We start from the raw sequence: 16632 nt of genomic DNA on the forward strand, positions 1-16632 counted from the left end.
AGCGTAGATTATACCCGGCTGCGGTTGGCTTCGGCGAGCAGGGAGAGCAGCTCTTCGGTGGTATCCCAACCGATGCAGGCATCGGTAATGCTTTGGCCGTAGGTTTCCGGTTTGTCTTGGCGGCCTTCGACCAGATGGCTTTCGACCATTACGCCCATAATGCTGTTTTCACCGTTGCGCAGCTGCTGGGCAACGTCGGCGGCTACTTCCATTTGGCGGCGGTAGTCTTTGCGGCTGTTGGCGTGGCTGAAGTCGATCATCAGTTTGGCCGCCTGTTTGGCTTCGCTCAGTTGGCGGGCGGCGGCTTGAACATGTTCGCTGCTGTAATTCGGTTCTTTGCCGCCCCGTAAAATCACATGGCAGTCGGGGTTGCCGCTGGTGTGGACAATGGCGGAATGGCCGGTTTTGGTAACGGAGAGGAAATGGTGTGGATGCGATGCTGCGCCGATGGCGTCGATGGCGATTTTCAGATTGCCGTCGGTGCCGTTTTTAAAGCCGACCGGGCAGGACAGGCCGCTGGCGAGTTCGCGGTGGACTTGGCTTTCGGTGGTGCGTGCGCCGATTGCGCCCCATGAAATCAGGTCGGCGTAGTATTGCGGCGTAATCATATCCAAAAATTCGGTGGAGGCGGGCATACCCATATTGTTGAGGGTCAGCAGCAGCTCTCGGGCTTTGCGCAGGCCGTAGTTGATGTCGAACGTGCCGTCTAAATGCGGATCGTTAATCAGGCCTTTCCAGCCGACGGTGGTACGGGGTTTTTCAAAATATACCCGCATCACAATCAGCAGCTCTTTTTCGTATTTTTTCCGCAGCGGCAGCAGGCGTTCGGCGTATTCGAGGGCGGCTTTGGTGTCGTGAATCGAGCATGGGCCGATAATCACCAACAGGCGGTTGTCTTTGCCGTGTACCAAATCGGCGATTTCCTGACGGGTTTGGTGTACCAGACCGGAAGCCTGTTCGGTAATCGGTAATTCGTAAAGATGGGCGATTGGTGGTAATAATTCTTTGATTTCTTTAATTTTTACATCATCTGTTTGGTAGGCTTGGTTCATGGTTGCGGCTTTCTTAAGTTGATTCGTATTTTATAGATTATATCAAAACAAGAAATCGCCCAGCGTGTTTTCTTGTCTGAATCCACAAGGAAAGGAAGTTAGATTACCATAATCAGAATATTTGTCAAAAAGCAATTTTATTTTAAAAATATATTATAATCACAATTATTTTATTTAAAATGCCAAAAATTAGTATTTTGAAAGATATAAATATCAAATTTAATCTGTTAGTAAAAATTAACCGCCATATTGTTGCCGTCTGAAAATTGCCGGCGACGGGCGGTATCTTTTTCTGACGGAATCAGTTTATAATCGGCAGACGGCAACAGTTTGCCGCAAGGAGAAAAATATGAATGCAGAAAATACGTTATGTATCGTGGTCGATATTCAGGAACGGTTGCAGCCGGTGCTGTTTGAAGCCGAATATGCCGCAGAACGCAGCCGGATTATGATTCAGGGTTTGCAGGCTTTGGGTGTGCCGCTGGTGCTGACCGAGCAATATCCCAAAGGTTTGGGCAAAACCATTCCTTCGGTGCAGCTGCTGCTGAAAGATGTGCCGGTATTTGAAAAAACACAGTTTTCGGCGCTGATTCCCGAAGTAAAAGCCGTTTTGCAGGAGAAAAATATCCGCAACGTGATTTTAGTGGGCGTGGAGGCGCATGTGTGTATGCTGCAGACCGTGCGCGATATTCGGGCGCTGGGCTTGGAAGTGTATGTACCGTTTGACTGCACCACGTCCCGCAATCCGGCCAACAAAGAAAACGCCTTGCAGCAGATGAGAGGTTTGGGTGCGGTGGTGTCGAATACCGAAAGCATTTTGTTTACGCTGCTGGGCGATGCCAAACATCCGGCATTTAAAACCGTATCGAAACTGATTCAGTAAATATTCAGTGATGAAACAAGGCGGCAGACCATGCCGCCTTTTGTGTATAAATGGATAGAAAGGCCGTCTGAAAATGAGTTATTTTTTTCGTGAAGCCACCCAAGCCGATTTGCCGGAAATTGTTACCATCTACAACAGCACAATCGCAGCACGCAGCTCGACAGCGGATTTGCAGCCGGTCAGCGTGGCGCAGCGGCAGGCGTGGTTTGATGCCCACGGCGGCAGCCGTCCGATTTATGTGCTGGCAGAGGGCAGTGGCTGCATCGCTGCATGGGGCAGCTTCAGCGATTATTATCCCCGTCGGGCGTATCACATCAGCGCCGAAATCAGCATTTATGTGCGGCAGGAACAGCGGGGCGGCGGATTGGGGGCGCAGTTGTTGGAAAATATGCTCGCAGCAGCACCGAAATTGGGTATCCGCAACGTGCTGGCGGTGGTTTTTGCCCACAATCAGGCCAGCATAGCGTTGTTTGAGCGTTTCGGTTTCCAAACATGGGGCAGATTGCCACAGGTGTGCGATTTGGAAACCAAGCTGGCGGATATTGTGATTTTGGGGAAATGTTTGGACACGGTGTGAATCCACTATATAGTAAATCAATCAAATTCCAGTACATTCCAAACCTAACATGCCTGTCATTCCGACGAAAGTCGGAATCCATCTAGGCGGCTTAGGTAACTGTTTTTTCTTGACGGTTTCCGAATCTGAAAGATGGATTCCGACTTTCGTCGGAATGACGAGTCTGCTTGAAAATCGTACGGTTTATTAAGTGAATCCACTATAGTATGAACGGATAGGCCGTCTGAAAACCGTGTTTTTGTATTACCGGTTTTCAGACGGCCTTGAATCAGCGTTGCAATACCGCTGTTTTGAGGTATTTCTGAATCCCCTGAGAAATGGACTGGGCGCATTGTTGGCGGAAGGCGGCGCTGGCAAGCAGACTTTCTTCTACGGGGTTGGAGAGGAAGGCGGTTTCCACCAGAATCGACGGAATATCGGGCGCACGCAATACGGCGAAGTTGGCTTCGTCCACCCGTCCTTTGTGCAGTTGGTTGAGTTTGCCCAATTCGGTCAGCACATATTGGCCGAGTTTGCGGCTGTCGCGCATGGTGGCGGTTTGGGTCATGTCCAAAATCACGTTGTCCACATTGGGGTTGCCGCTGGTGCGCACGCCGCCGATGGCATCGGCGTTGTTTTGGGTTTGCGCCAGAAATTTTGCCGCTGCACTGGAAGCACCGTTCGGATTGAGGATATACACGCCCGTTCCCCGTGCGGTCGGGCTGGTAAACGAGTCGGCGTGTATCGATACGAATACATCGGCACGGCGGGATCGGGCTTTGGCGACCCGTACGCCCAAGGGAATGAAAATATCTTCATTGCGGGTCATATATACTGCATAACCCATTGCTTCCAGACGTTTTTTGGCTTCCCGTGCGATAGACAGCACAATGTCTTTTTCACGGATACCGTTTTGGCTGATGGCACCGGGGTCTTCGCCGCCGTGGCCGGGATCGAGCATGATAATCGGGCGGCGGTTGGTGCGGTTTTCAGCGACAGTGTAGCTCGGCTGCGCCGGTTCGGCAGGGCGTTTTTTGGACGGTTCGGGATTGAGCGTGCCGTTGAGCAGCGCCATCATCGGGTCGTTCACGTCCACGCCCTGCGGATAAAGGTCGATAACCAAGCGGTGTTTGAAGCTGCTCACCGGCGTGAGCGTAAACACTTGCGAATACACGCTCTGTTTCAAATCAATTACCAGACGGACGGTGGTGGCGGTGTTTTGCCCGACACGGATGCTGCGGATAAACGGATCGTCCGCCAATACTTTTTTCGACAGGCTTTGCAGCACGCTGTTGATATTGGCACCTTGGATATCGACCACCAGCCGGCGGGGATTGTCCAGCGAAAAATGCTGGTAGCTCAAGCCGTGGCTGCTTTCCAGCGTAACCCGGGTATAGGCGTGCGCCGGCCAGATGCGGGCGGCGATAAACTGTGCCGACGGAGCGGCTTTCGCCAGTGCGGAAGAAATCGGTGTCAGGGTAAAAAGCAGACCCGCCGCCCGGCGGACCATTTGTCGTCTTGTCAGTTTAACCATGCTTGTAAACTTTTCCGGCCTTGTGGCGTCAGGGCAGTTACGGTGCAGTTGCGACCGTTGTCTGCGTGGGTGAGGGCGATGGTGAGATCGGCAGCAGGCGTGAATGCGCCGCCTTGCTGCGGCCATTCAATCAGGCAGACGCTTTCTTGGGTGAACAAGTCGTCTAAGCCCGCATCTTCCCACTCTTCGGGCGAAGTGAAGCGGTATAAATCGAAATGATGGACGCTCAAAGCCGCCAGCGGATAGGATTCGACCAGAGCATAAGTCGGGCTTTTGACTGCGCCCTGATGGCCGAGCGCCTTGAGCAGCCCCCGGGTAAACGTGGTTTTGCCCGCACCGAGGTCGCCGAGCAGATACACCACCAGCGGGGCGGTCAGGCTTGCAGCCCATTCTGCGCCCAGTTGCAGCGTGGCGTGTTCGTCGGGCAGAAAACGGGAAACGGTTGCGCCGTCGTTCATTGTATTCAGTCTTTTATCGGTACAAAGGCTTAATTATGCGGGAATCGGACGGATTTGGAAACCTTAGGACGGGATTGATTGGGATTTTTTATCGGGAATTTACGATAAGGCCGCATAACAAAGGCCGTCTGAAAATGAGCAAAGCAAATTTCAGACGGCCTCGAAGAAAAGGGACAGATTAACCGGTCAGCTGTTTGGTAATCAGTTTTTTTAGTGGCGGGAAATTGTTGCTGGCACGCAATACCAAGCCGCGCAGCAGTTTGGCCGGTGCGGTTTCATTGGTGAACAGTTTCAGCAGCATATTGGTGCCGTGGTACATCGGATGGGCGTGCAGCATATGTTTGCTGTTGTAGCGTTCCAAAAGTTTGGCCGAACCGATGTCCTGACCGTTTTTCTCGGCTTCCAAAACCAGCTTGGCAAGCGTGTCGGCGCTGGACAGGCCCAAGTTGAAACCGTGGGCGGTAACCGGATGCATACCGACGGCGGCATCGCCGATTAAGGCACTGCGTTTGCTGTAAAACCGTTGCGCCAGCATACCGACCAGCGGATAGTTGTGGAAAGTGCTGACCACTTCCATATCGCCCAAACGGCCTTTGAGCTGGGCTTTGACCATCGCCGCCAATTCTTCGTTGCTCAGGGCTTTGATGGTGTCGGTTTTGTCGGCATCTACGGTAATCACCGTATTGGTGATGTATTCTTCCAGCGGCAGCAGGGCGATGGTGCGGCCGTAGTGGAAGCATTCGTAAGCAGTATGCTGGTTGGACAACGTATGTTTCATGCGGCCGACAAACATGGTGCGGCTGTAATCGTGCATATCCGACGAAATACCGAGCTGGCGGCGGGTTTGCGAGAAACGGCTGTCGGCGGCCAGCAGCAGGCGGGCGGTGAGGATGTCGCCGTTTTCCAACACAACCTGCGCCTCGTCATCGGAAGTTTTGACCTCTTTAACGGCGGTATCGGTGAGAATGGTGATGTTGTCCAGTTGCGACACCACACCGTAAGCCGCTTTGCGGATATTGTGGTTGGAAACCAGATAACCCAGACAATCCGCCGGTTCTCCCCGTGCCTCGGTCGGTTGCGGAAAATGCAGTTGGTAGTCGGAATGGCCGTTTAACACTTTGGCATCCCGCAGCGGATAAATTTCATCTTCCGGAATCAGTTGCCACATACCCAAACGCTGCATAATCTCACGGGAAAGATGGGTCAGGGCGATTTCCCGGCCGTCATACGGCGGATTCTGTAAAACAGCCAGCGGACTTCTTTCAATCAGGGTAACGCTCAGCCCGCTTCCGGCCAGTTCTGCGGCAAAGCTCAAACCGGCAGGGCCGGCGCCGACGATGAGGATATCGCTGTGTGAACTCATGGGGTGTCCTTTAATGGGTTGGTTCGGGGCGGATAATTTGTTTGACTGCATTTTCAGACGGCCTTTCCAAAGCCGTCCGGCAGAGTGTCCGCATATCAGGCAGATTATAACAAAAGATTGGGCAAAAAGCGGAGACAGATTCGGCAGAGCCGACAGTGTAAACCGGTTTTTACTTTGGGTTTAACACAGCTCAAAAAGATTCGGATTTTAAGGGGTAAATTTAACGGTATCGTGAAATAACTCCAAAACACGGCATCATTGGCTTCGCCTTGCTCAAAGAGGACGGTTTTTGTAACCGGATTAAAAACAATCCGGACAAAACCTGTCCCGTATTACTCATATAGTTAAAACACCGAATTTTCTGTACAAATCGGCAAGCTAAGTTTGCCACCTGCACTTTGTTCCCCGTCCCGCTGGCGGGAAGGGGGTAGGGGAAGGGTGGCTCGCTGTGGTGTCATATTTTTTCGGTTGATTTACTATACTGTCTTCGGTTTGCCGCCTTGTATTGCTTTTGGGTGATTCCACTATACAAATGCCGTCTGAAAAATGCGTTTTCAGACGGCCTATAGAAAAGCCTTTCGGTGAATTAATTGGCCTCGCCAACAGAGGCCTACGTTAGCCGATAAAAATATGATTTTTAATGTGAAAATTTTTTATATTTTTGCATTACCCCTAAAATTACCCCTAATTTGAGGCTTGCTAGGGGGATTTTCAGCCTATTTGGGCGGCTCGGTCTAATGTTCGGCCTACCCATTCGTTCAGACTGATATTGCTTGCAGCGGCCGCAGCGGCGGCGGCGGCGTGAACCTGCGGGCTTACCCGCACGTTAAAGCGGCCTGAATAGTGTTTGTATGGCTCTATTCCCTGTTCTTTGCATACGTCTAAAAACGTTTGCAGGCTGATTAAGCCCTCTTTCTGCAAATCCGCCACGTTGTCGGCGTAAAAGTCTGCGCCGCCGTTCAGCCCGATAAATTCGCCCCGCAGCATTTCTGTTTCGGGGTCATATTGGATTACGGCCTGATGGCCGTTGATGTTCATCAAATTGTTCATTGCGGGGTTACTCCGTTTGCTTCCAACCATTTGCGCACGGCGGCTACTGCGCCTTTGTCTGTATCGGGGCTGGGGTGTGGGCGGTGGAATACCTGCACCTGCCCGAACAGAATAACGGCTATCCTGCTGCCCTCACGCTCCTGTATTTCCGCCCCCAATTCGGCAAACAGGGCTTCTATATCCGCCCACTTGATGCTGCCCGATACGGGGCGTTTGAAGATAAGGGCTAGTGTTTTCTGATGTTTCTTTTTCATGATAGTACCGTTTTTCAGTACCGCTATTATAGCCATGCCCCCCGACTGGCGCAATATGCCGCCACGGGGCAAGGGCGGGGTGGGTGTGTTGTGGGTGTTTGTGCTTGTTTTATATTGGTATTTTATGCCAATTTAAACCCTGTTAATGCTGGTGTTAATTTTAACAAATAGTCGAAAAATACGAAAAAATCCATGCGTGAGAATGCAGGCGGTCTAGAAAAGTCAGGCCTGCTTAACTTTCTGCGCCCCCTCCCTTTGGCTTCACTTGCGGCCTGTTGCTCGGTCTATCAGTTTGAACAGGCCGCCGTTGCCTTGCTGCTGTTTTCTTAGATAGCCGTTTATCAGTGATTTAACCGTTACTTTCAATACGGTTTGCCTGATGCCGAATTCGGTTTCTTCTGTCGGTGTGATGATGCCGCACACGGTCAGCACTTCGCCCGCAGAGCAAGCGGCCATCTGTTGAATCAGGGTTTTGTCGAATACGATTAAATCGGCGTTTAAATGTTTTGTCGGTAGTGTGCCGACAGGGTAGGCAAATGCCCGCATTTTGGCAATCAGATAGGGCGAACCTCTGCTGGTTCGCATCATTTTGGGTCGCAATAACAGTTTTCCGCTGATGATTCCGTCTATCATGTTGTTATTCCTGATATTTTCTATTTTCTGTTTTTTTCTTTATAAGCAAATCGAAAAAGTTGTAGGTTTTGTAGGTTTTGTAGGTTTTTCTTTTTAAATCAATATCCTGCAAGGGTCGATTTGTAGGTATTTTGTAGGTTTTTGAGTAGGTTTTTTCAGGCGGCGGTTTTCAGACGGCCTGCATCATACCTACTGCATACCTACAGAAAACCTACAAAAAACCTACAAACGTTTTTAGCTAACTATCGCTGTTAAATATATATTGTTAAAGGGTTTATTGTGTTGTTAATATCTATCATACCTACAAAACCTACCGATTTTTGAAATTTGCTCGCTGCGTGAAAGAAAACAGGGCAAACAGGTAGCGCCTGCTTGCCCTGTCGGCTCTAAGTATCCGTGCCGCTTTCCTCCGTTTCGGGCGGGGCGATACCCCTTAGGCAATACATTCTTGTGTTCTTTGGAAGCAGATTCTGGCCTATCAAACTTGGCGGGACTCTGCGTTTATAGTTTCTGCCATCACGCCATAACCAACCCGCCGCCTCCAGTACGCTGCACACCAGCCGTATATTTTTGCCCTTGCAGATTTCTTCTTCAAATACCTTGTCGAGGATATACCATGTGGGCGTTTCGCCTGTTCTGCGGGCATCCAGCCTAAAGCCTGCGTGGTTTCGATTGGTTTCGATATTTTCGCCCAAATAATCAATCTCGCCTGCCGCCTGCTTAGGGTCTCTAGTAAAGCGTTCGCTCAAGCCGTAAAGCATCATGAAGCTGCGGGCTGTTTTCATAATATCGCTTTCCTCTTTGTTTTCCTTGCCTGCGTGTTCTAGCCAAGCATCAAAACAGGTTTTGACACCAGCCGCACCGACACCTTGGGCTAGGCCTGTAATGCCCCATTCGCCTGCCAATTCCAAGGCGGCACAGGCCAAGGCAAAGCGTTTGGCGGCTCTTATCGGCTGGCTGGATAAGTCAGAGGGTAGGGCGGACAGAAACGCATTCTGCAAAGCCAACAGGCGGGCTTTAAACGCTGATGAATCCTGCTGCATGGCCTGCGTTAATTGCGACAGATACGCCCGCCACGCTGCGCCGTGATACAGGTTTACGCTCTGTTCTAAATGCGCCGCCAAGAGTTCGGGGCGCTCGAAGCCGTGCAGGGTGTCAAACGTGCCGTAACCTGCGCCTGCATCGGCGGGAATGGCGGGCAAACGCACCGCCTGCCCTGCCTGCCATTCGTAGTTGTACTTGCGCATAAAGTGTTCAGGCTCATATTCGCCGTTAGAGATAACCAGCACCCGCCAAGTAAGATGCTCACGGTTGCCGCCCTCTTTGGCTGCCTGCCCTTTCTTAACGCCGTTAAACACGGCATAAGAGGCATAATCTAAGGCTCTGCCGTCTGCCTGTCCCATTTCGTCAAGAAACAATGCACCGTCGCTGTTGGCTGCGGCGTAGTTGTCGAAACTCAAACCCGTGCCGTTCCATTGGATTTTGAGTTGTTCGGGATTGCCGATAACCGACATCGCCACTTTGCCCGATATGCTCTTACCGATTGACGAACTGCCGAAGAAGTGAAAGCCGCCGCCCTCTTGTTTGGTAATTGCCAGCAGGGGTGCAGCAAACACCGCCCCCAACGCCAGCAGCAGGCGGCTGTTGCCCTCGGTATAGCGGGCAATATGCTGTTGCCAGTCCTCAAGGCTGCCCGCCTGCTTGTAGGCTTTGTGTTTGCTCAAATCGCCGATATAGAACACGGGTTTTGCTGCTTCGCCGATAATTTCCCCATTCGCTAGGACGTAGGCCGTCTGCGATTCATCACACCAGCCGCCTGTTTTTGTGAAGCGGTATTCTGTCTGTTCGCCCTCCCATTGTAGGTAATTCGCCAAATGTGCCATGGTTACGGTGTTTTGTCTGATACCTGCGCCATGGCTGCGCAGAAATGCCCACCCGTCAGGCCTGCCTACCGATTCCAGCGGAAACGCTATAATTTCCTCTTCACGGCTGCCTGTCGGTTTGACTTTCAATAGGCGGTAGGCCTTGCCGTCTGTACTCTTTCCTAGTCCGATAATGGTTATCGGGTCAGACAGTTTCACAGGCGGTTTTATGTATTGCGTGCCGTCTTTGGCCGTGCCGACATCGTAGAAATACAGGCCTGCATTGATGCCCGATTTCACAAGATTGTAATACGGCTTTTGGCTGTCGCCCTCTGCCTGCGTGATATTCTGCAAGGCCTCTAAATCGCTTTGGTTCAGTTCGATAACGTTTGGGCGGGGTTTGCCCTTGCCTTTGCCCCGTTTGCCTGTTTGGGCGGCTTCTTGGCCGTCTGAAAATGCGGTTTTGCGTTCGGTTTCGTGGGTTGTCTGCTTATTCATGCTCAAACTCCTTTTTGAACATTGGCCGCCAATACGTCCAGCGCATCTGCACCGACACAATCGGGCTGCCAAATCTTAATGCTGTCTAATTTGCCGTGATAGCGGCGTTGTAAGGCTTTGGCGGCTTCTATGCCGGTACGGTTCGGGTCGTTGTCGGCAATGATTACCAGTTCCCGAATGCCGTCAGGCAATACCAGCGTTTTCATGCCGTGTGCCGAGCCGCAAGCCCACACGGCCACGCCCGATATATAGCGGGCGGCTACGGCTGTTTCTATGCCCTCGCATACGCCTAAAACGCCGTTTTCGGGCTTAAACAGGCGCATGGCCGCACCTGTCAGGCTGCCTGCCGCTACCGTCTGCATTTTCTTGGCGGGTAGCCGCTGGTGTGTTTTCGGGTCAAACAGCCGCACTTTGTCGGTTTCGCCCTGATTGGACACGTTCAAATAGGTTTGGTGCAGGCCGCAGGGTTTGCCCTCGGCATCACGGTAAACGGCCACCATGGCGGGAAAATGCCCGATAATCCGCCCCGAATGCCAGTAGCCCAAGTTCGGGTGCAGGCGCAAATCGGAATGAATCGGCAACATTTCGGGGTAGGGAATCCCCCGCTTGTGCAGATAGTCGGCAATATGGCGGGTTTCCTGCCACGGTTTGCACTCCTGCCACAGTTTCGCCAACCGTTGCCGCTTTTCGGGGCTGTCGGCTGCTGCTGTTTCGGTTTGGGGCGGGGCTTTCAAGTCCACGGCGGCCACGCTGCCGCCCATGCCTAACACGCCTGCTACTGCCTGCGCCGCTTCCGTGAAGCTGTAACCCGTCAGCAGCATAATTAAATCAAAGCCGCTGCCGCCATCGGGGGTGCAGTGGTTGCAGATGAAGCCGCCGCCTTGTTTGTAGTCGGTAAAACGAAAACGGTCTTTACCGCCGCAGGCGGGGCATGGCTGGTGTTTGCGGGGGTCGGTGTAGTGTTCGGGAATGCCTAAAGCCGTCAGAATCTGCGGCCATCTGCCCCGTGCCGCTGCTTTGAGGTCATCAAGGCGGCCGTAGGACGGTTTTTGTTTGTCTGTTCTCATGATTTTGCCTTTCCAAAGGCTGTAATCAGCCCGCCCTAGCGGGAAAACGTCCGCTAGCGGGTCTGAATTGCAGAATTTAGGGGATTTAATCGAAAGGTAAGGGGTCAGGCCGTCTGAAAAGCGAAAGGCCGTTAAAACGCAGTTTTGGGCGTTTTCAGACGGCATGGCCGTTAGTCGGGGCGTGCGGTCAGACACACCGTCCACGCTCCGCCTGCGGTTTGCAGCAGGCACAGGCGGGCATAATCGGGGCGGTTTGCCAGTGATGCAGCGTATTCGGCCGCTTCTTTGGCACTGTTTGCCTGATACAGAGTGCATAAAATGCGGATAGTCATACTCTGCACCCTCCGACTGCCTGTAAAAGCTGCTGCTCACGCAAGGCCTGCTGGTCTTGCTCATGCACCCGAAACACCAGCCACACGCCTGATGTGTAAAACATACCGAAGCGTACGTTAGGGTAGGCTGTTACCAATGCCCGCAAGGCGGCATAGGCGCTTTCATGGCTGGTGTGTTGGTGTTGCGGTACGACACACAGCGGCTTTGGCGCTCGCTGGTGTAAGTTGACGGTATTCATTGCACAGCCTCCACCTGCTCGAAAAAGCGGCATTGCAGCGCTGTTTTGCCGATAAAGCGAAAATGGCGGTACAGCTCCTCGGTTCTAAGGTCAATATCCCGATATATCGGGTTATCGCACACCAGCCGCAAGCCTTTTAGGGAAAGACAGACACGCCGCAGCAGGATAGCGCCCGTGTCAAGGCTTTGCAGCAGGTACACGCCCTCGCCGATAAAGCCGCCGCAGGGGCGCAGGCCTACTGTATCGCCGACATGGAAAGTCGGTAGCATACAGTCGGATTCAAGCGTATAGGTATGCAGGGAAACGCCGCAGAAGTCGGTAACGGGAAGCGCAGAAGTGGAAAAGACAGCCTGTTTCATGCCGCACCTCCCGAAACGATACGGGAAACCGCCCATGTATCGGCTGCGGTCTGCTGGATATTGAAGCGGTAGGCCTGCGCCAGCCCCATTTTGCGGGCAACAAAGCGCTGCGCCTCGTCAAGAGAAGAGAAATTGCGGATAAAGTGGGTAATCAGTGGGCGTGAATAGCCCTTACGGATTTTTGCCATGATGATATGCACCTTTTCGGATTGGTTTTTCAATCCCGCTTTCACGCTGTCAAACGTGTGGGAGGGAAACAAAAGGCGGGTTGACAGACTGGACAATCCGATTCCAGCAGGCGTAAAGCCTCCCGCCCCCTGTTTCCCATTGGAAAAGGTGCAACAAGGGAATGCAAACGAATAGCCGCAGAAAAGGCGGCTTGTTTGCCGGATTGTATTAGGGCTGTCAAACCCTGCTGCCCGATTGAGGGCTGCGGGTTTATTCTGCGGCTGCGGTTGGAATTTGTCAACCGCCGATTTGCCGACAGCGGCGAGGCCGTCTGAAAACCGTTGTTTTGTCGTAATTTTCATGTATAATGCCCTTTCAATTTGTTGTATTGCTTTCGGGGCTTTGCCCCACAAGGCCGCCACCCCCCTTAAGAGAATGGCGGCCTTTCCTTATGCGGCCTGCTGCGCTTCAAGCTGCGCCGCTGCTTCTTCGTATTGAATGCGGTAGGTGTCGGACTGATAACGGCACAAATCCCGTTCTAATTCGGTCAATACCGCTTCTGCGGCTGCTGCTGCCTCTTTATCCAGTTCCATATAGTCAAGCTGTTGCCGTGCTTCATGGATACACGCCAGCAGGTAATCAACGCTTTCAGTCGGTACGCAGTCTTTGCCTAACAGGTCTTCTTCGCCACCGCTGGTAATGGCGGTAATTACGTCATGATTTGCCAGCAGGGCAAACAGGCCGTGGCTTTGGCGGCGGGTACAGTCTGATTCGGTTTGTTGGACGGTTTCGCTTAATGGGGAAAATTTAAGTTTCATGGTATAGCTCCTAAAAAAGTAAAAGAAAAAATTAATGCTGGTGTTGGTTGCGGCTGGCGGCTATGCGTTTGTCCAGCCATGCCTGAATGCCGTCAGACGGCCACGCTACGGCATTTGCCGCAAGGCTTACACGCATTGGAAAATCAGGGTCAAAACGTGCCTTGTCTTGCGGATTACCCTTAGCGTAAATCGCTGCACGGCTCAAACCTGTAATGCTCATTACGTCAGGTAGGCGCAGCATTCGGATTTGAATATCAGTCATTATTCAGCCTCATTCAGTCGTATAAAGAAAAACCCTGTGCCTCTCTGCTGGGTTGTAGCAGCAGTGAACACAGGGTGTATGGTAGTGAATAGGGAAATAAAATTTAAGGAAGTAACGGCGTTACTTCCGGAAATAACGCCGTTACTTCCTATTTTATTTTGCTTCTATGTTCTTGTATTAATTCATCTATCCATTTTTTGATTGTTCTTTCGGATAAAGATTGATTCGGGACTGAAACCCTCCGTTTTTCCCGTTTTGCCACAAGAACTTTTCCATCGTACGAATCTTGAATTCTCTTAATCAAGGCTGTTTTTTCGCCCCGTTTGAACAAACCGTTAGGCGAATTGTTCAGATGTTGGCGAATCAGTGGCTTGGCAATGTTTTCTTTGAATTCTGTCTTAAATGCTTTACTGATGCCGCTTTGTCTTGCTTTTTTACTCTGTTCGGATTTTTCAATTTTTTTGCCGATAGAAAATACGGAATAGTTCCCTAAAATATTGGCGGCTCGTGCCAGCAGATAAGAGGTATCCCGTAAAACATCAAACATTTCATTAATTGAGTTTCGGCTTACTGCCCCTGATAATATGCTTTCAGCGTATCCAATAATAACCATTGCGGCTGCACAAAAATAATACAATCCTTGGAAAACGCTTTCATCTGCTTCAAGTTTCTTCAAATAATAGATGCTGCCATATTCGACCCCCTCCCACAGGTTTTTTCTTAAAGAATCCGAAACGATATTTACCCCTGAATCATCGGTATCTATGATTAAGCCTAATTCTTTATAATATTTTTCCCGATACTCATAGCCGAGAGTGCAGGCCGCCCTGTAATATTCCAAGCAATCAAGTAGCACCCGATACTCTAGCTCTTTGATTTCATCGGCTGTAACCTTGATTTTTTTGAATATTTCAATAATATTCAGATAACTGCCTAGAATCCTTGGTTCTACTTCCAAGTCAATCAGTACACGTTCATACTCTAGTAAGCCTTTCATTAAATCCCCCTGTTCAATTTGTCGGTTTGCTCAATTTGTCTGCATTGCAGTTTTCAGACGGCCTCACAGCTTGGCTTGCAGGCGGGCGATTTGCTCTTCTGCAAGTTCTCTTTCGGCTTGGCGGTAACGCTCGTACAGCCAGCCTGAATAGAAAGCCATCATTTCAGCCCTCCGCTCGAATAAATCAGAGCGCATATAGGCTTTATCTACGCCTTTGGGCTGGTGTGCTAGGGCTTGTTCTGTCAGTTCGGCTGAATAACCCTGTTCCATGCACAGCCCTTTCATAAAACTTCTAAATCCATGCGGTACAGCCTTGCTTTTGCCCTCGTGTTTGCCGTCATAGCCCATTGCCGACAGCAGCCGCCCAATGGCCGCACCCGATATAACCGTGCCTTGTCCGCCGCCCCGTTTGCTTTGCGGAAACAGATAGGGCGTATGGCCTGAATGGGTGTGTAATTCTTTGAGTAACGCAACCGCCCAATCAGACAGCGGGATTTTTACGGCGTTTTTCATCTTCATGTTTTCAGCAGGAAACAGCCACACACGGCCTGTCAGGTCTATATCGCTCCATTTGGCAAGGCGCAGGGCTTCGTTTCTCATGGCGGTTAACACCAGCAACAGCAGGGCATAGCGGGTTACAGGTTCGCCGCCGCATTGAATAAAGGCTTTGAAGAATGCCACGGTTTCAGACGGCCTGATTGTCGGCTGGTGTTCTGTCTCGTGTTGAATCAGTAATACAGACGTATTGACTGCCCGCATCAGGTTTAATTCCACCAAGCCTGCGCTGGCGGCATAGTCAAACACCATGCTGGCTGTCTGCATAATCTTGGCTGCTTCGCCGCTGATTCCCTTTTCATTCAGTGATTCCGCCAGCCGTACTATATCGCTCCGTTTCATTTCTGCTATCGGGGTGTGTTCAAACAGCGGGTACAGATGGTTTTTCAGGCGTGATTGATGGTTGCGGCGGGTCTTTTCTGCTTTGCCGTGCTGCCAAGTGGCAAACCATTTTTCAGCCACGGCACAAAAGGTATTTGCTGCCGCTTCCCGTGCCTGCTGTTTTTGCTGCTGCTTCATGCCCGCAGGGTCTAAGCCCTTGGCAATATCGGACAAGGCTTCATCACGGACTGCCCGTGCCTGCGCAAGCGATAGTTTCGGATAGCTGCCTAGGTTCAGTTCCCGTTGTTTGCCCGCATGGGTGTAGCGCAGCACAAAATATTTGCCTATCCCTTTGGCTGTCTTTCTCACTACCACCGACAGGCCGTTTTCGTCCAAATCCGTGAATCTCATTTTGTTTTTTTCAGGCGGTAGTTTTAAGTTGTTGATTTGCTTAACGGTAAACATGCGCTGCAAAACCTTTAGGGGTAAAAATTAGGGGTAATTTTTCAGGCTGAAAATTTTAGGGGTAATGGATTTTAATTCAATAAAATCAATATATTATTTATATTCAGAAATCGAAGAAAGCGAGGATTTGCCCCTAAATCAGGCTATTTTAGGGGTAACGTCCCCCTGAATCAGACTGTATCATCAATCGCAAAAATAGAAAATACCCCTAAAATTACCCCTAGTTTTTATGTGGCTGCGTGTGAATTTCCGTAGATTGGCGTAGAAAATAAAAAAGCCTTTCGTTGGCTGAAAGGCTTATTGGATAAGGGATTGTGTTTATCGTAGTAGATGGGGGTAGATTAGCTGAAACAGCCTATTTTTTGAGGGTTGGCCTCGCCAACAGGAATCGAACCTGTATTTTACGCTTAGGAGGCATACGTTCTATCCGTTGAACTATGGCGAGGGTGAAACAGTCAGGCAGCGGCGACGATAAACGATAATATGCCTGCTGCAATCAAGGGGCCGACGGGTACGCCGCCGGTGAAGGCGACGCCGATAACTGTGCCGATCAGTAGGCCGGTTACCAAAACCGGTTGTGAGGACATCAGCGGCAGGCCCCGTCCGGCAATCCATGCGACCGAAATGCCGACGGCAACCGCCGCCAGCATTTTGAAGTTTAAAAAGGCGGCGAAGCCGGGGATTTGGATTTTTCCCGATACCAGCGGACTTAATACGCCGATAGTCAGCAGGATAATGCCGAGGGAAAGTCCGTATTTCTCGGCAAAGGGAATGTATTTTGCCAAGGCGGTCTGCTGCATCAGCAGCAAAACGGTTGCCGAAACGGTGATGGAACTGTTGTTGCTCAATACGCCGAGCAAAATCAGGGTAACCAGAAACAGCGGGACGAAACTGAGGTTCATAAGC

At 51.1% G+C, this 16632-nt stretch carries 20 protein-coding genes and 1 tRNA gene; 2 read left to right on the forward strand and 19 right to left on the reverse strand.

Translation table 11 applies throughout. From position 1 onward, the window contains the following. Positions 1-8: 8 nt before the first annotated feature. Positions 9-1052, reverse strand: a complete 1044-nt coding sequence (aroG, locus tag PJU73_RS00090; RefSeq protein WP_237090314.1) for a 3-deoxy-7-phosphoheptulonate synthase AroG — start codon at positions 1050-1052, stop codon at positions 9-11. A gap of 349 nt (positions 1053-1401) precedes the next feature. Between aroG and PJU73_RS00095 the strand changes: the two genes are divergently transcribed. After that, complete coding sequence (locus PJU73_RS00095; protein ID WP_237090313.1) at positions 1402-1935, forward strand: isochorismatase family protein; 534 nt, start codon at positions 1402-1404, stop codon at positions 1933-1935. 73 nt (positions 1936-2008) lie between these two features. Beyond that, positions 2009-2512 (forward strand): GNAT family N-acetyltransferase, encoded by a 504-nt coding sequence (locus PJU73_RS00100; RefSeq protein WP_237090312.1) that lies wholly within the window; start codon positions 2009-2011, stop codon positions 2510-2512. A gap of 268 nt (positions 2513-2780) precedes the next feature. On the opposite strand, the gene PJU73_RS00105 is transcribed toward PJU73_RS00100, so the two are convergent. The 18 genes from PJU73_RS00105 to PJU73_RS00190 all read right to left on the reverse strand — a co-directional run bounded on the left by PJU73_RS00105 (position 2781) and on the right by PJU73_RS00190 (position 16628). Continuing rightward, positions 2781-4025, reverse strand: coding sequence for an N-acetylmuramoyl-L-alanine amidase (locus tag PJU73_RS00105; protein WP_237090311.1), 1245 nt, complete (start codon positions 4023-4025; stop codon positions 2781-2783). After that, complete coding sequence (tsaE, locus tag PJU73_RS00110) at positions 4013-4483, reverse strand: tRNA (adenosine(37)-N6)-threonylcarbamoyltransferase complex ATPase subunit type 1 TsaE (RefSeq protein ID WP_237090310.1); 471 nt, start codon at positions 4481-4483, stop codon at positions 4013-4015. The genes PJU73_RS00105 and tsaE overlap by 13 nt, the downstream gene beginning before the upstream one ends. Positions 4484-4661: 178 nt before the next feature. Continuing rightward, positions 4662-5846: a 5-demethoxyubiquinol-8 5-hydroxylase UbiM gene (ubiM, locus tag PJU73_RS00115; protein WP_237090309.1), complete on the reverse strand. Its 1185-nt coding sequence runs from the start codon at positions 5844-5846 to the stop codon at positions 4662-4664. A 711-nt stretch (positions 5847-6557) separates the two neighbouring features. Beyond that, a complete protein-coding gene (locus tag PJU73_RS00120; protein ID WP_237090308.1) occupies positions 6558-6896 on the reverse strand; it encodes a type II toxin-antitoxin system HicB family antitoxin in 339 nt (112 codons plus the stop codon). After that, positions 6893-7150, reverse strand: coding sequence for a type II toxin-antitoxin system HicA family toxin (locus tag PJU73_RS00125; protein WP_237090307.1), 258 nt, complete (start codon positions 7148-7150; stop codon positions 6893-6895). Before PJU73_RS00125 ends, PJU73_RS00120 begins: the two co-directional genes overlap by 4 nt. A 261-nt stretch (positions 7151-7411) precedes the next feature. Next, the gene (locus PJU73_RS00130) at positions 7412-7783 is read right to left on the reverse strand and encodes a hypothetical protein (RefSeq protein WP_237090306.1); all 372 of its coding nucleotides are present in this window, start codon (positions 7781-7783) and stop codon (positions 7412-7414) included. A gap of 386 nt (positions 7784-8169) precedes the next feature. Beyond that, positions 8170-10143 (reverse strand): DUF927 domain-containing protein, encoded by a 1974-nt coding sequence (locus PJU73_RS00135; protein WP_237090305.1) that lies wholly within the window; start codon positions 10141-10143, stop codon positions 8170-8172. Between the two features lie 2 nt (positions 10144-10145). Beyond that, complete coding sequence (locus PJU73_RS00140) at positions 10146-11375, reverse strand: DUF7146 domain-containing protein (protein WP_237090304.1); 1230 nt, start codon at positions 11373-11375, stop codon at positions 10146-10148. Between the two features lie 5 nt (positions 11376-11380). Continuing rightward, a complete protein-coding gene (locus PJU73_RS00145) occupies positions 11381-11542 on the reverse strand; it encodes a hypothetical protein (protein WP_237090303.1) in 162 nt (53 codons plus the stop codon). Beyond that, complete coding sequence (locus PJU73_RS00150) at positions 11539-11781, reverse strand: hypothetical protein (RefSeq protein ID WP_237090302.1); 243 nt, start codon at positions 11779-11781, stop codon at positions 11539-11541. The genes PJU73_RS00145 and PJU73_RS00150 overlap by 4 nt, the downstream gene beginning before the upstream one ends. Next, positions 11778-12140, reverse strand: a complete 363-nt coding sequence (locus PJU73_RS00155) for a S24 family peptidase (protein WP_237090301.1) — start codon at positions 12138-12140, stop codon at positions 11778-11780. Before PJU73_RS00155 ends, PJU73_RS00150 begins: the two co-directional genes overlap by 4 nt. Continuing rightward, positions 12137-12670 carry a hypothetical protein gene (locus PJU73_RS00160; protein WP_237090300.1) on the reverse strand — a complete coding sequence of 178 codons (534 nt, stop codon included), beginning with the start codon at positions 12668-12670 and terminating at the stop codon, positions 12137-12139. The genes PJU73_RS00155 and PJU73_RS00160 overlap by 4 nt, the downstream gene beginning before the upstream one ends. Positions 12671-12757: 87 nt before the next feature. After that, positions 12758-13126 carry a hypothetical protein gene (locus PJU73_RS00165; RefSeq protein ID WP_237090299.1) on the reverse strand — a complete coding sequence of 123 codons (369 nt, stop codon included), beginning with the start codon at positions 13124-13126 and terminating at the stop codon, positions 12758-12760. A gap of 31 nt (positions 13127-13157) precedes the next feature. After that, a complete protein-coding gene (locus PJU73_RS00170) occupies positions 13158-13388 on the reverse strand; it encodes a helix-turn-helix transcriptional regulator (protein ID WP_237090298.1) in 231 nt (76 codons plus the stop codon). Positions 13389-13536: 148 nt separating this feature from the next. Next, positions 13537-14385 carry a hypothetical protein gene (locus tag PJU73_RS00175; protein WP_237090297.1) on the reverse strand — a complete coding sequence of 283 codons (849 nt, stop codon included), beginning with the start codon at positions 14383-14385 and terminating at the stop codon, positions 13537-13539. A gap of 63 nt (positions 14386-14448) precedes the next feature. After that, complete coding sequence (locus tag PJU73_RS00180) at positions 14449-15726, reverse strand: tyrosine-type recombinase/integrase (protein WP_272607421.1); 1278 nt, start codon at positions 15724-15726, stop codon at positions 14449-14451. Positions 15727-16096: 370 nt separating this feature from the next. After that, positions 16097-16171: transfer RNA gene (locus tag PJU73_RS00185), tRNA-Arg, on the reverse strand. A 10-nt stretch (positions 16172-16181) separates the two neighbouring features. Further along, complete coding sequence (locus PJU73_RS00190) at positions 16182-16628, reverse strand: DUF441 domain-containing protein (RefSeq protein ID WP_237090295.1); 447 nt, start codon at positions 16626-16628, stop codon at positions 16182-16184. Positions 16629-16632: the final 4 nt, after the last annotated feature.

The organism is Neisseria lisongii (assembly GCF_028463985.1).
Lineage (GTDB): Bacteria > Pseudomonadota > Gammaproteobacteria > Burkholderiales > Neisseriaceae > Neisseria > Neisseria lisongii.